This is a genomic window from Embleya australiensis, from assembly GCF_051903075.1.
In the GTDB taxonomy this organism is placed as follows: Bacteria; Actinomycetota; Actinomycetes; order Streptomycetales; family Streptomycetaceae; genus Embleya.
This window is the reverse complement of the sequence record NZ_CP182422.1, coordinates 2,268,344-2,281,934: the sequence shown is the minus strand read 5'-3', so window position 1 is coordinate 2,281,934 and position 13,591 is coordinate 2,268,344. Positions and strand designations below refer to the sequence as shown.

The 13,591-nt window shown below is 71.5% G+C and carries 12 protein-coding genes and 1 pseudogene; 10 read left to right on the top strand and 3 right to left on the bottom strand.

The genetic code is table 11. The features are described from left to right. Positions 1-38: 38 nt before the first annotated feature. Positions 39-791: a 4-hydroxy-tetrahydrodipicolinate reductase gene (gene dapB / locus ACMXN5_RS09500; protein ID WP_380003105.1), complete on the top strand. Its 753-nt coding sequence runs from the start codon at positions 39-41 to the stop codon at positions 789-791. 5 nt (positions 792-796) lie between these two features. Beyond that, positions 797-1,252, top strand: a complete 456-nt coding sequence (locus ACMXN5_RS09495; protein ID WP_439674858.1) for a hypothetical protein — start codon at positions 797-799, stop codon at positions 1,250-1,252. Here the strand turns inward: ACMXN5_RS09495 and ACMXN5_RS09490 are convergent. Together ACMXN5_RS09490 and ACMXN5_RS09485 are read right to left on the bottom strand one after the other, a co-directional pair. Then, positions 1,249-1,968, bottom strand: coding sequence for a TetR/AcrR family transcriptional regulator (locus ACMXN5_RS09490; RefSeq protein WP_439674857.1), 720 nt, complete (start codon positions 1,966-1,968; stop codon positions 1,249-1,251). The genes ACMXN5_RS09495 and ACMXN5_RS09490 overlap by 4 nt on opposite strands. A 170-nt stretch (positions 1,969-2,138) precedes the next feature. Further along, positions 2,139-2,684 (bottom strand): GNAT family N-acetyltransferase, encoded by a 546-nt coding sequence (locus tag ACMXN5_RS09485; RefSeq protein ID WP_439674856.1) that lies wholly within the window; start codon positions 2,682-2,684, stop codon positions 2,139-2,141. Positions 2,685-2,860: 176 nt separating this feature from the next. Between ACMXN5_RS09485 and ACMXN5_RS09480 the strand changes: the two genes are divergently transcribed. The 8 genes and pseudogenes from ACMXN5_RS09480 to ACMXN5_RS09445 all read left to right on the top strand — a co-directional run bounded on the left by ACMXN5_RS09480 (position 2,861) and on the right by ACMXN5_RS09445 (position 10,895). Further along, on the top strand, positions 2,861-3,583 hold the full coding sequence (locus tag ACMXN5_RS09480; RefSeq protein ID WP_439674855.1) for a hypothetical protein: 723 nt from the start codon (positions 2,861-2,863) through the stop codon (positions 3,581-3,583). Between the two features lie 72 nt (positions 3,584-3,655). After that, positions 3,656-3,949: pseudogene (locus tag ACMXN5_RS09475) on the top strand (FAD-dependent thymidylate synthase); the annotation flags it as partial. 234 nt (positions 3,950-4,183) lie between these two features. Continuing rightward, positions 4,184-5,308, top strand: a complete 1,125-nt coding sequence (thyX, locus tag ACMXN5_RS09470; RefSeq protein WP_439677977.1) for an FAD-dependent thymidylate synthase — start codon at positions 4,184-4,186, stop codon at positions 5,306-5,308. Positions 5,309-5,619: 311 nt separating this feature from the next. Further along, the gene (dapA, locus tag ACMXN5_RS09465; RefSeq protein WP_439674854.1) at positions 5,620-6,519 is read left to right on the top strand and encodes a 4-hydroxy-tetrahydrodipicolinate synthase; all 900 of its coding nucleotides are present in this window, start codon (positions 5,620-5,622) and stop codon (positions 6,517-6,519) included. A 127-nt stretch (positions 6,520-6,646) separates the two neighbouring features. Further along, positions 6,647-8,335 carry a ribonuclease J gene (locus tag ACMXN5_RS09460; RefSeq protein WP_439674853.1) on the top strand — a complete coding sequence of 563 codons (1,689 nt, stop codon included), beginning with the start codon at positions 6,647-6,649 and terminating at the stop codon, positions 8,333-8,335. A 422-nt stretch (positions 8,336-8,757) separates the two neighbouring features. After that, positions 8,758-9,261, top strand: a complete 504-nt coding sequence (locus ACMXN5_RS09455; RefSeq protein WP_439674852.1) for a peptidoglycan-binding domain-containing protein — start codon at positions 8,758-8,760, stop codon at positions 9,259-9,261. A gap of 172 nt (positions 9,262-9,433) precedes the next feature. Then, positions 9,434-10,354 (top strand): type IV toxin-antitoxin system AbiEi family antitoxin domain-containing protein, encoded by a 921-nt coding sequence (locus tag ACMXN5_RS09450; protein WP_439674851.1) that lies wholly within the window; start codon positions 9,434-9,436, stop codon positions 10,352-10,354. 19 nt (positions 10,355-10,373) lie between these two features. Then, positions 10,374-10,895 carry a GNAT family N-acetyltransferase gene (locus ACMXN5_RS09445; protein WP_439674850.1) on the top strand — a complete coding sequence of 174 codons (522 nt, stop codon included), beginning with the start codon at positions 10,374-10,376 and terminating at the stop codon, positions 10,893-10,895. 106 nt (positions 10,896-11,001) lie between these two features. On the opposite strand, the gene ACMXN5_RS09440 is transcribed toward ACMXN5_RS09445, so the two are convergent. Then, the gene (locus ACMXN5_RS09440; RefSeq protein ID WP_439674849.1) at positions 11,002-13,524 is read right to left on the bottom strand and encodes a SpoIIE family protein phosphatase; all 2,523 of its coding nucleotides are present in this window, start codon (positions 13,522-13,524) and stop codon (positions 11,002-11,004) included. Between the last annotated feature and the right edge of the window lie 67 nt (positions 13,525-13,591).

Below are 13,591 nucleotides of genomic sequence, written 5' to 3'. Positions count from 1 at the left end.
GGGCGAAGAACTGTGCTGACGGGAGAGTGCGCGACATCATGACTGCGATCCGGGTGGGTGTGATCGGTGCGGCCGGCCGCATGGGCACCGAGGTGTGCCGTGCCGTCGAGGCGGCGGACGACCTCGAACTGGTGGCGCGCGTCGACGAGGGCGACGACCTCGCCGACCTCGCGAAGGCGGGTGCGCAGGTCGCCGTGGACTTCACTCATCCGGGTGTGGTCATGGGCAACCTGGAGTACTGCGCGGGCGCCGGGATCCACGCCGTCGTCGGCACCAGCGGCTTCACCCCCGACCGCTTGGCGCAGTTGCGCGAGTGGCTGGCGAAGAGCCCGGAAACCGGCGTTTTGATCGCGCCGAACTTCGGCATCGGCGCGGTGCTGATGATGCGGTTCGCGGCCCAGGCGGCGCGCTTCTACGAGTCGGTCGAGATCGTCGAACTGCACCACCCGAACAAGGTCGACGCGCCCAGCGGCACCGCCCGCCGGACCGCCGAGCTGATCGCCGAGGCACGGGAGGGCGCCGGCCTCGGGGAGATGCCCGACGCGACGGTGGACGACCCGGACGGCGCGCGCGGCGGCAAGGTCGACGGCGTGCCGGTGCACGCGGTCCGGCTGCGCGGCCTGGTCGCCCACCAGGAGGTGCTGCTCGGCGACGACGGCGAGATGTTGACCATCCGGCACGACTCGTTCCAGCGCACGTCCTTCATGCCGGGTGTGCTGCTCGGGGTGCGTCGTGTGGTCTCCACGCCCGGCCTGACCGTGGGCCTGGAACACTTCCTCGATCTGGGCTGAGCATCGTGAGGCAACGTGTCACCGCGCTCGTGCTGATCGCGGTTCTGGTCTTCTACGTGTTCCTCGTCGGCAGTCGCGGCATGATCGCGATTCGCGACGGGCGGCCGGTCACCGTCGTGCTCGGGCTGGCGATCCTGCTCGTGCCGGTGGTGGGCGCCTGGTACATCTGGCGCGAGGTGCGCTTCGGCTTCGCGATGCAGCGGCTGGCCCGCGAATTGGCGGCCGAGGGCGGGCTGCCGGCCGACGAGTTGGCCCGCACTCCCGGGGGGCGGGTCGATCGGGACAGCGCCGACGAGGTGTTCGAGCGGCGCAAGGCCGAGGTGGAGGCCGCGCCCGACGACTGGCGGGGCTGGTATCGGCTGGCCGTGGCCTACGGCGACGCGCGCGACAACGCGCGCGGGCGCCGGGCGATGCTGACCGCGATCCGCCTGCACGCGGGCCGGGCGCCGGCCACGCCCTAGGGTCTGGCGCCGGCCGGGCGGTCGAGTGTCGCGGGGCCGGCCGGGTGGGGCGTGGCCGGCTGCGCGGCGGTCGGGTCCAGGGCGGTGAGCAGCCGGGGCGATACGGGCGCGGCCAGGATGCCCGCCACCGCGTCCACCAGGTCCTCCACGAACGCCGTGGGCGGCAACACGTCGTGCGCCTGCCCCTCGTGGACGCGCTGCTCGCGATCGGCCGTCGCGTGTACGGCCAGGCTGCCGCCCAGGCGCAGCCGGTTGCGCCGCACCGCGCTCGGCAGGTGGCCCAGGGCCAGGTCGATCAGGTGGGCGAACTCCGGCGAGCTGCCCTCCAGGCCCATCGCCGGCAGCGCGTAGGCGGAGGCGCCCGGGTGCTGGTGCACCCGGGCCAGAAAGCGCAGGTAGAAGCTGCCCCCGACGTCGATCTGCTCGGCCAGCGGGCGCACCATGGCCTCGGCCAGGGCCCGGGGGTCCCGGTCGAGGCCGGCCCGGACCAGTGCGCGGACCAGGTCCTCGCGGCGCCCGTTGACCGCCGCGAGCCGGAAGCCGAAGATCGCCCGGATCAATTCCTCTTTGCTGCCGAAGTGGTACTGCGCGGCGGAATTGTTGCGCTGACTCGCCGCGACACTGATCCGGCGCAGCGAGACCGCGTCGATTCCGTGTACGGCGAACAGCCGCTCGGCGGTGAGCAGAAGGCGCTCGCGGGTCGGAGTTCGGCTCACGGCGCCCACGTTAAGTCGGCTGACTTACCCACTTCAATGGCACGTCGGTGTGGTCTTCACCGTGTTCGTCGGCTGTTTCGCCCGTCGATTTCCCGCTCGCGTCACGGGGATTGCCGTCGGGCGGAAACGGATCGACCCCGGAGTGGGCGCCGAACGTGGTCGGATTCGGCTCAGGGCATCGGGGAGACCGTCGTGTGCAGTCGCACCTGGCGGATCACCGCGCCGCCGGGTTCGTCCACCCACAGTTCGCGGGTGGCGCCGTCCGCGGCCCAGCCCGCGCCGGTCAGGAAGTCGTACAGCGGCTTGTCGTTCTCCAGGACCCAGGTCACCAGCGTGTCCACGCCGTCGGACACCGCGTCCGCGACGACCGCGGTGAGCAGCCGGGAGGCGTGCCCCTCGCGCTGTCGGGCCGGGTCGATCACCAGGATCGCCAACTCGCCCGCCCGGTCCGGGTCGAGGTCCTCGTCCGAGCCGGGGACGAGGGCCGCGAAGCCGGCCGCGGTGGAGCCCGCGCAGGCCACGAGCACGCGGTGGCGCGGTGAGGGCGGCGCGACCGCGGCGTCCTCCCATTCGGCGGCCAACGCCTCGGGTGTGGCCGCCGCCAGGGCCGCGGCGGGCAGCACCCCGGTGTAGGCGTCGTGCCAGGCCCGGGCGTGCGCGGCGCCCAGGGCGGGGCCGTCTCCGGCGTGGGCCGGCCGTACGTAGCAATCGCTCATGTGGTGCCCCCATCGTCGAGTTCGGCGCCGATTCTCGCGCGCCCGACGGTTTCCTGTCCGTTGCTCGCCGAACGCACACACCCGTGGGCGACACGCGCCGCCGGCGTTCCCGCCCCTGCGCGTAGCGTGCGACGCTGTCGGCCAAGGATTGGTGGGCGCGGCAGCGGAGGATGGTCATGGGGGTCCGGGTCCGACGAATCGCCCCGGTGTGCGCGGTGGTCGCGGTGCTCGCGACCGGCTGCATGGTGGGTCCGACGATCGACGACGAGAAACCGAAGCCGGCCGCGGCCGGCCCCACCGGCAACCCGCCGGACCTGCCCGACAAGAATCCGACCGACGGCTCGACCCCGGCCGCACCGCCGCCTTCGGGCGCGCCGCCGGCGTCCGACCGGACCGGACAGAAGAAGCAGACGCACACCTACTCGAACGGGCTGACCGTCACAGCCCTGGCGCCGGCGGTGACCCGAACGGCGGCCGTGCCCGGCGAGCGGCGCGAGACGGTCGACGTGGCGATCCCGATCCGCTACGGCAACCGCACCGGATCGAGCCTGGTCGCCGAACTGTTCCAGGTGACCCTGTACGCGGGGCCGGACGCGTTGCCGTGCGCCCTCGCCAAGGTCGGCCCGGCCCGCAGCGGCCCGGGTGAGGCCGCGGTGAACGCCGACACGGTGATCACCTACAACTTCGCGGTGCCGAGGGACCTGGTCGGGAAGCTGGAGGTTCAGGTGCAGCCGTACATGGGCCGACTGGACCGGGTGACCTTCACGACATCCGCGGCGCTGCCGGCGGGTGCGCCGACCCGGCCCGCCGAGGGGCCGTCGACCCAGCCGAGCACGGTGGTGGTGCCGCGCTCCACGCCGACGGGCGCGGGGACGAGCGCGGCTCCGAGCGGTGGTTAGGCTTATCCGCCGCCGCACCCCCCTTTATCGACGCACGGCCGCGTGCGTTTGCCCGACGAGGAGCCACCCCGCGTGACCGAAACACCCCAGGAGAAGCCGGCCGACGTGCGATTCCGGGACGACGTGACCGTCGAACTGATCAAGCACAGCGCCTCGGACCAGGACGTGCTGTGGGCGGCCCGGGTCTCCACGGCGGGGGAGAAGTCCCTCGACGAGTTGGACAAGGACGCCTCGCGGTCCAGGGGATTGATCAACTACCTGATGCGCGACAAGCACGGCAGCCCCTTCGAGCACAACTCGATGACCTTCTTCGTCGGCGCCCCGATCTTCGTCTTCCGCGAATTCCACCGCCACCGCGTCGGATGGTGCCTCGCCGGTGACACGCAGATCACGCTGGAGAGCGAGGGAGGGCACCTGCGGCGCCGTTCGATCGCGGATCTCTACCGACTGTGGCATCACGGCGTCGAGGACACGCATGCGGTCGACAGGGGAGGGGTCACCCTGCACAAGGGGACGGGGAAATGGCGCGCCCAGGTCAGGCATGAGGGGCGGTACCACTTTCTCGGTTCGTATGAGGATCGGCAGCCGGCTGAAAGCGCCGTGGCCACATTCCGCGCGGAGCACCCCAACCGTCGCCGGCGGGTTCTGCAATCGGTGCGTCGCAACCACGTGCGCTGCTATGACGAACGCACGCTGGTCGCCGAGCGGGCGCAGATCCTGGACGTCATGCAGTCGGGGGTCAAGCAACTGCTGAAGATCACGACCGCCGACGGCCGTTCGCTGCGCTGTTCCGGGGATCATGCGATCTTCACGCCCGACGGGTGGGTCAAGGCCCGGGAATTGGCCGTCGGAGACGAGGTGATGGTTTCCGCAACGATGGTTCGGCCGTCGGAGGCCCTGGTACCACCGAGTCTGCGTCGCGGTATCGGGGTCTGGACGTCGATGCAGCGACAGCGGGCGATCAGGGACATCGACGTTTGTTACCTGTGTTCGAAAACGTATCCTCGCGAGGAACTGACGCTCGATCATGTGGTCCCGGTCGCGGCGGACCTGCTCAAGGCGCTCGACCCGCGCAACCTGTCGCCGGCTTGTGTGGACTGTCACCGTCGCAAGAGCGCCGACGAGCAGGCGTTGGCCCGTCGGGGCGGCAAGATGGCGGTGGCCAAGCCGGAACGGATCGTCGCCGTCGAGCCGGATGGTGAGGAGATGACCTACGACCTTTCGGTCGAGGGTCCCTGGCACAACTTCCTGGCCGACGGAATCGTGGTGCACAACTCGTACAACGAGGAAAGCGGGCGTTATCGGGAGTTGTCGCCGGTGTTCTATGTGCCTGCGGCGGAGCGGCGGCTGGTGCAGCGGGGCAAGCCGGGGGCGTATGAGTTCGTCGACGGCACCGCCGAGCAGCACGCGGTGGTCGACGAGGCGACGCGGGCGGGCTACGAGGCGGCGTACGCGGCCTACCGGCGCATGCTGGAGGCGGGTGTCGCGCGGGAGGTGGCGCGGACCACGTTGCCGGTCGGGCTGTACTCGTCGATGTACGCGACCTGCAACGCGCGCTCCCTGATGCACTTCCTGGGGCTGCGCACCAAGCACGACGACGCGACCTTCCCGTCGTTCCCGCAGCGCGAGATCGAGATGGTCGCGGAGCGGATGGAGGCGGCGTGGGCGGAGTTGATGCCGCTGACGTACGCGGCGTTCAACGCCAACGGCCGGGTCGCGCCGTAGGCGCGAGCACGGAGTCGGGGCCGGCTGAGCCGTCCGAGTGGTCAAATCGGCACATAGGGTGACATCGGAAATTTTTCGCCAGAATCCCTAAGGTTTCGCCCGTCGTGGCCGATACTGAAAGAGATCAGGCGCTGCTCGAACCCCCGAGCGGGCAGCGCCTGGTCCCTTGTTTCGTGCGGCCCGGTCCCCGGTTTCGTCCGGGTGTCGTTCGGGTCGTCGGGGTGGGCTCGCGGGCGGTGGAGGTCTCGGTGGAGGTCTCATAGGGCGGGTGCTACCCGCAGGTCAGGTGCGGGCCCGGTACGGTTTGGGCCATGGCTCCGACGTCTACCCCCCAGACCCCCTTCGGCCGGGTCCTCACCGCGATGGTGACCCCCTTCACGGCCGACGGTGCGCTCGACCTCCCCGGCGCCCAGCGCCTGGCCGCCCACCTTGTCGACGCCGGCAACGACGGACTCGTCGTCAACGGCACCACCGGCGAGTCGCCGACCACGAGCGACGCGGAGAAAGAGCAGTTGGTCCGGGCGGTTCTGGAGGCCGTGGGCGATCGTGCGTTCGTGGTCGCCGGCGTGGGTACCAACGACACTCGGCACTCGGTCGAGCTGGCCCGGCAGGCGGAGGCCGCCGGTGCGCACGGTCTGCTCGTGGTCACCCCGTACTACAGCAAGCCTCCGCAGGAGGGCCTGTACCGGCACTTCACCACGGTCGCCGACGCGACCGGGCTGCCGGTGATGCTGTACGACATCCCCGGTCGCAGCGCCGTGCCGGTCGAGACCGAGACCCTGGTTCGGCTCGCGGAACACCCCCGGATCGTGGCGAACAAGGACGCCAAGGGCGACCTCGCCTCGGCGAGTTGGGTGCTGGCCCGCACCGACATGGTGTACTACAGCGGTGAGGACATGCTGAACCTGCCGCTCCTGTCCATCGGCGCGGTCGGTGTGGTGAGCGTGGTCGGACACCTCGTTCCGGCGGAGCTTCGCGCGATGATCGACGCCTTCACGGCCGGCGACGTCGCCAAGGCGCGCGAGATCCACCAGCGTCTTCTTCCGGTGTACACCGGCATTTTTCGTACCCAGGGCGTGATCCTCACCAAGGCCGCACTGGGATTGCAGGGCCTGCCCGCCGGGCCGCTGCGGCTGCCGCTGATCGAGGCCGACGAGGCACAGATCGCGCAGCTGAGGCAGGATCTTTCGGCGGGTGGGGTAGAGCTGTAAACAGGAATATCTGTAAGTAGTGCCCCGGGCGGGTACCACACCCGCTCGGGCCGAACACGAGCTTTTGCGCGTTCCCGTCCGGCCGAGTTTCGATCGGCCGGACGGCGGCACGTGGCGAGGAGAGAACTTGAGCCATCCCCACCCCGAATTCGGCCCGCCGCCGGTGCTGCCGAAGGGCGGCCTTCGGGTCACCCCGCTGGGCGGCCTCGGCGAGATCGGCCGAAACATGACCGTCTTCGAGTTCGACGGCCGGCTGCTGATCGTCGACTGCGGGGTGCTGTTCCCCGAGGAGGAGCAGCCCGGAGTCGACCTCATCCTGCCGGACTTCAGCTCGATCCGGGATCGCCTCGACGACATCGAGGCGGTCATCCTGACCCACGGGCACGAGGACCACATCGGCGCGGTCCCGTACCTGCTGCGGGAGAAGGCCGACATCCCGCTGATCGGGTCGAAGCTGACCCTCGCGTTCATCGAGGCGAAGCTCACCGAGCACCGCATCCGGCCGTACACCCTCGAGGTCAAGGAAGGCGACATCGAGCGGCTGGGGCCGTTCGAGTGCGAGTTCATCTCGGTGAACCACTCGATCCCGGACGCGCTCGCGCTGGCGATCCGTACCGAGGCCGGCACCGTCGTGCACACCGGCGACTTCAAGATGGACCAGTTGCCGCTGGACAACCGGCTCACCGACCTGCCGGCGTTCGCCCGGCTGGGCACCGAGGGCATCGATCTGCTGCTCGTGGACTCCACGAACGCCGAGGTCCCGGGCTTCATCCCGGCCGAGCGGGACATCGCGGGCGTGCTGGACCGGGTCTTCGCCGACGCCGACCAGCGCATCATCGTGGCCAGCTTCGCGAGCCACGTGCACCGCATCCAGCAGGTGCTCGACACCGCGTACGCCTACGAGCGCAAGGTCGCCTTCGTCGGCCGCTCGATGGTGCGCAACATGAAGATCGCCGGGGAACTCGGCTATCTGAAGATCCCCGCCGGTCTGGTCGTGGACGTCAAGACGCTCGACGACCTGCCGCCGGACGAGGTGGTCCTCGTCTGTACCGGCTCGCAGGGCGAGCCGATGGCGGCGCTGTCGCGGATGGCCAACCGTTCGCACCAGCAGATCCGGATCGTCGAGGGCGACACCGTGGTGCTCGCGTCCTCGCTGATCCCGGGCAACGAGACCTCGGTCTACCGGGTGATCAACGGGCTGACCCGGTGGGGCGCCAAGGTCGTGCACAAGGGCAACGCCAAGGTGCACGTCTCCGGCCACGCCTCGGCCGGTGAACTGCTGTACTTCTTCAACCTCACGCGCCCGCGCAACCTGATGCCCGTGCACGGCGAATGGCGCCATCTGCGCGCCGCCGCCGATCTGGGCGTCAAGACCGGGGTGCGCAAGGACCGGGTGGTCCTCGCCGAGGACGGGCTGACCGTCGACCTGGTCGACGGTGTCGCCAAGATCACCGGGAAGGTGCAGGCCGGATACGTCTACGTGGACGGTTTGTCCGTGGGCGACGTGACCGAGTCCTCGCTCAAGGACCGTCGGATCCTGGGCGAGGAGGGCTTCGTGTCCGTGTTCCTCGCCGTGGACTCCAGCTCGGGCAAGGTGGTCGGCGGGCCGACCATCACGGCGCGGGGATCGGGTATCGACGACGCCCGGTTCGACGCGGTGATCCCGAAGATCGAGGAGATGCTGCAGAAGGCGGCCGCCGACGGGGTGGCGGAGTCGTATCAGTTGCAGCAGCAGGTGCGGCGGATCGTGGGCAAGTGGGTGTCGGACACCTATCGGCGTCGGCCGATGATTCTGCCGGTTGTGGTGGAGGTCTGAGACCTCGTCGATCGTTGTGCGCGGGGCCCGCTACGAAATCTTCGTAGCGGGCCCCGTGTGGTTTGGGGGCGGGTTGGGGGTGGGGGTGGGGGTGGGCGTGATTCGGGGAGTCGGCGGTTGTGGTCGGGGGCGGTGGCGGGTTGTCGACCGGATGTGCGAGGCGGTGGGTGTGGGGTGGCTGCGTTTGGCGGGTCATGGCGGGCCTTGTCGGGCATGTTGTGTGGCGCGGGGGAGGGCGATGGTGGCGTAAAGCGGGGGTGCCATGGGGGGTTTGTGGCCTTTTTGTGGTGTGAAGGTCGGGTTCTCGTACTTATGGGTGGCTCGGCTGCCGGCTCCTAACGTCGGTCGTGTTCGGAGGGCAGCCGCTCTCCGGGCGCTGGACAGGTCGACACGGTCGACAGGATCGGCAGTCAGGAGCACACATGTATGCGGTACAGCGGAACCGGCGTTGCGGCGGCCCACGACGGGGCACTCCGCCGCCCGCGCCGTCGGGCGCGCCGATCCCGGTGCCCGGGCGGCGGCCGGCCGCAGGGTTCGGGCGATCGCGGCGTGGGCGGGTCGCGGCGCTCGCGCTGAGTTCGTGTGCGGCGCTGGGTCTGGGCGCGGGGATGACGGGCCCCGTCTCGCCGGCGGCGGCCGCCCCGCGCTGCGACCACGTGGCGAAGGACAACCGGCCGGAGCTGCGTGAGGGGGATCGGGACGACGCGGTCGCCCAGGTGCAGTGCCTGATCGATACGAGGTCCGGAGCCCCCGGCGAGTTGCCGGAGACCGGGGTGTTCGACGCGGCCACCGCGGACGGGGTCCGGTGGGTGCAGAAGTGCAACGGCCTCGATCCGTCGGGGGTCACGAACGAGGCCACCTGGAAGGTGCTCTATCGCGCGAAGAAGGGATGCGGGCGGCAGGCGGAGCACACCGGCACCGAGTAGCGGGTGCGGGCCGGGCGGGAGGCGGAAGGGGCGTCGGCGGGTCGGCCGGGGTCGGGTCGTGGGGGCGGCCGGGCCGAAGTCGTACACAGGCCGGGTGTGATGGTCACACCCATCCCGGGGGCTGTGGACGACGGACGGCGCGCGTGGAGGGGGCGCGCGCACACTGGCCCGCATGACGCCGACCGATCTTTCCGCACTGCTGTCCCGGCCCTTCACCCTCGCCGTCGCCGCCCGCCACGGGGTCGGCCGGTCGGTCGTCCGACGCCTGGTGCGCGACGGCGACGTGCGTCGGGTCATACACGGGGTCTACGTCGGCGCGCACGTCGACGACACGCCGGAGGTGCGGGCCCGGGCCGCGGTCATGGTTCTGCCCCGCGGGGCCGTGGTCTGTGGGCGCACCGCGGCGAGGTTGCACGGCGTGCGGGTTCCGGCGGGGCCCCGGACGCAGGCGCGGCACGCGGCACCGATCGAAGTGGTCGTGCCGGTGGGGGCGGCTCTGCCCCGCCGGCACGGCTGCCGGGCGCGGATCATGGCGCTCGGGCCGGGGGAGACGGTGTGGCGGGCCGGGATTCCGGTCACCTCGCCCGCCCGGACTGCGGCAGACCTGGTCCGGACCTCGGATCGGGAGACCGGCGTGGTGGTGCTCGACGGGTTCCTGCGGGCCGGGCTGATCGCGCCCGACACGTTGGCGGCACTGGTCGAGCGCTACGCCGGACATCCGGGGCGCCATCGGCTCGCCGAGGTGGTGCGGCTGGCCGACGGGCGCAGCGCGGGCGAGGACGAGACCCGGCTGCGGCTGGCACTGCTCGACGCCGGGGTGCCGGCGGCCGAGGTCGGCTGGGAGATCCGGTCGGCGTTCGGTCGGGTCCTGAAGCGCTTCGCGCTGGCCTGGCCGGGGGTGCGGGTCGGGGTGGAGTTGACCGACGACCGGCAATGGGTCAGGGCGCGGCCTCGGAGCATCGCCGGGCAGAGCTGGCTCGTACTGCACTGCCCGACGCTCCAGGCGCGCGAGCGGCCGGCGGCCACGGTCGCCCGGATCGGATCGGAGCTGCGGCTGCGGGAGCGGCGAAATCGCGGCGACATCGCCGCGTAGGCGCCGGCATGCTACGGCGATGAACGTGGACGAGGCAGGGCCGGTGGTCACCGATCGGCTGGAGTTGATTCCGGTCGAGGTCGGTCACGCCGAGGAGATGGCGCGGGTGCTGGGTGACCCGGCACTGCACACCTTCATCGGTGGTGAGCCGGAGGGCGTGGACGCGCTGCGGGCGCGCTACACGCGCTGGGCGAAGGGGTCGCCGGAACCCGGCGTGGTCTGGTTGAACCGGGTGATCCGGCTGCGGTCGCGGGGGTGTCTGGTGGGCACGGTCCAGGCCACGGTGGGGCCCGGTCCGGTCGCCGAGGTGGCCTGGGTGGTCGGAACCCCCTGGCAGGGCCGGGGCATCGCCAAGGAGGCGGCGGTCGCGTGGGTGGCCTGGCTCCGAGCCGGAGGCATCGAGGAAATCCGCGCCCACATCCACCCGGCCAACACGGCCTCCGCCGCAGTAGCCGAAGCGGCGACCCTGACCCCCACCGAAACCTGGCAGCAAGGCGAACAACGCTGGTCCACGACCCGCACGACGCCGACCCCCGAGTGAACCCGACCACCCCACCCGGATCCGCGACTCGCCCTGCTGCGCTCTTTGCCGGCGCGGGTGGGTCCGGTCGGGGATCGGCCCGGTGATGTGTGGGTGTGGGGTGGGGTCAGGCGTCGCCGGAGACTCTCAGGACCAGGATGGCCATGTCGTCTCGGGCCTGTTCTTCGGCGAATTGTTCGACCGCGCGGTGGATTCGGGCCGCTACCGCGCCGGCGGTCAGGCCCGTGCAACCGGACAGGACCTCGGCCAGGCCGTCGTCGCCGAGCATGCGGGTGCCCTCGCGGCGTTCGGTGACGCCGTCGGTGACGCAGACCAGGACGTCGCCCGGGTCCAGGTCCACCGTCTCCAGGACCAGGTCGACCTCGTCCAGGACGCCGAGCAGCGGTTGCGGGGTGGCCACCGCGTCGACCGTGCCGTCGGGGCGCAGGCGCAGCGGGAGCGGGTGGCCCGCGGAGACCAGGCTCAGGCGTACGCCGCCGCCGTCGCGGTGGGTCATGTGCCCGTGTAGGAGGGTCAGGAACCGGCTGCGCGGGCCCTCCTCCAGGATCGCCGTGTTCAGCCGTTGCAGGACGGCGGGCACCGACATGCCCTCTCGGGTGAGCAACCGCAGCGCCGTGCGGGCCAGTCCGGTGACCGCGGCGGCCTCCGGGCCGGTGCCGCACACGTCGCCGATGGCGAAGCCCCACTTGTCCTCGCCGATGGTGAACAGGTCGTAGAAGTCGCCGCCGACCTCGTTGCCCTCGCCGGAGGCCTGGTAGACGACCTCGACGTCCACTCCCGGCACCTTGGGCAGCTCCGGCGGCAGCAGGCTGCGCTGGAGGGCCTGGCTGGTCGCGTTGCGCTCGGAGTACAGCCGGGCGTTGTCCATCGCGAGCGCGGCGCGGCGGGACAGGTCCTCGGCCAGCTCCAGGGTGTCCCGACGGAACCGGTCGCCGGCCAGGATGCCGAAGGTCAGCATGCCGATGCCGCGCCCCCGGGCGACCAGCGGCAGCGTGACCGCCTCGCCGGTGACCAGGTCGGTGTGCTCGCGGACCATCTCCGGGTCCAGGGACCGCAGGCCCAGCCAGCGCCGGGCGCCGGGCGTGGGCTGTGCGCGCGGCGCCTCGGCGCGGTCCAGCAGTGCGCGCAGGTCGTCGATCCGCATCTCGTCGGCGTGCCACACCACGCTCAGCACCGGCGCGTGCGACTCGCCGGTGTGTACCGCACACCACGTGCCCAGTCGCGGCACCACGATCTGGGCGATCATGGCCAGCGTCATCTCCGGGTCGAGGGTGCCGGCCAGCAGATCGGACGCCTCGGCGAGGAAGGACAGCGAGCCGCGCCGGACCCGCTCCAACTCGGACAGGCGCGCGCTTTCCACGGTCAGCGAGACCCGGTCGGCGGCGCGCTGGAGCCGGGCCGCGTCGTCGTTGTCGAAGCGGGCCGCGGACTCCGAGGCGACGCCGAGCGTGCCGGTGAGCCGGCCCTCGACCTTGAGCGGCACGGTCACCGCCGAGCGCATCCGGGTCTCCTGGAGGATCGGCACCGCGTCGGGCCCGGCCTCCAGGTCCTCGTGCACGGCGGGCATCCGGGCCGAGCCGTAACGGCCCACCGAGGTCTCCACCGGCACCCGCGACAGCCGATGCACCGCGCCCGCCAGACCGGTGGTCGCGCGCACCTCCATCTCGCTCTCGTCGTCGGTGGCCAGCAGCACGAACGCGGCGTCGGCGTCGAGCAGGTCGCGGGCACGTTCGACCGCGCGCTGGAGCAGGTCCTCCAGGCCCAGTCGGTTCAGCCCGTCGATCCCGTCCCATTCGCTGTCCGCCGGGATCGCCGCCCCGGTGCGACCGCGCGAGGCGTCCCGGTTCTCCAGCAGCGCGCGGGCCTGTGCGGGCACCAGGAGCGCGACCAGCGCGGGGTCGCCGTCGGCGTCGCGCAGCCGCACGTGCGAGGCGAAGACGCGCGTGGCCACCCCGTCGGCGGCGCGCACGTCGTACCCGCCCTGCCAACGGGACAGCTCCAGCATCTCGTCCAGGGTCAACTCGGTGCCCGGCGTCTGCGGCCAGGCGACCAGGTCGCCCAGCGCCATGCCGATCGCCTCGGTCTCACTCAGACCGAACAACCGGGCGGCCTCGGGGCTCCAATGGGTCACCTTGCGCGAGGCGTCGGCGTGCACCACCGCCACGCGGACCGGCACCGCCGCGTCGGGCAGCGCGTTGGCGGGTAGCAGCGGCCCGGCCGAACTGGTCGCCGAGACCGGATCGGGCAGTTCGAGCCGGAACCACACCCGTTTGACGTTCTTGGCGTATTCGACCCCCCACGCCGAGGCCAGCGACGCAGACAGGAACAGCCCGCGGCCGCTCTCGTCGCCGTCGTCGAAGCCGGTCGCCGGCTCCGGCAGCTCGCGGCTGGGGTAGTGGTCGGTGACCTCGATCTGGACGCCGCCGTCGTAGCGCACGCACGAGACCTCGGCCGAGGTGCCCGCGTGCACGATCGCGTTGGTGACCAACTCGCTGGTCAGCAATACGGCGTCGTCCACCACGTCGCCGGCGTCCCAGTCGGTGAGCGTTTTGCGGACGAACGAGCGTGCGGCCGCCACGGACCTGCCCTCGGGTGCGAAGGCAGCGCTCATCCGGGCAGTGATGAGCATGCTCGTTCCCTGATCCATACACTCCCGCATCTGCGACGAACGGCGGCTGCGGTGACGAATCCGGCTC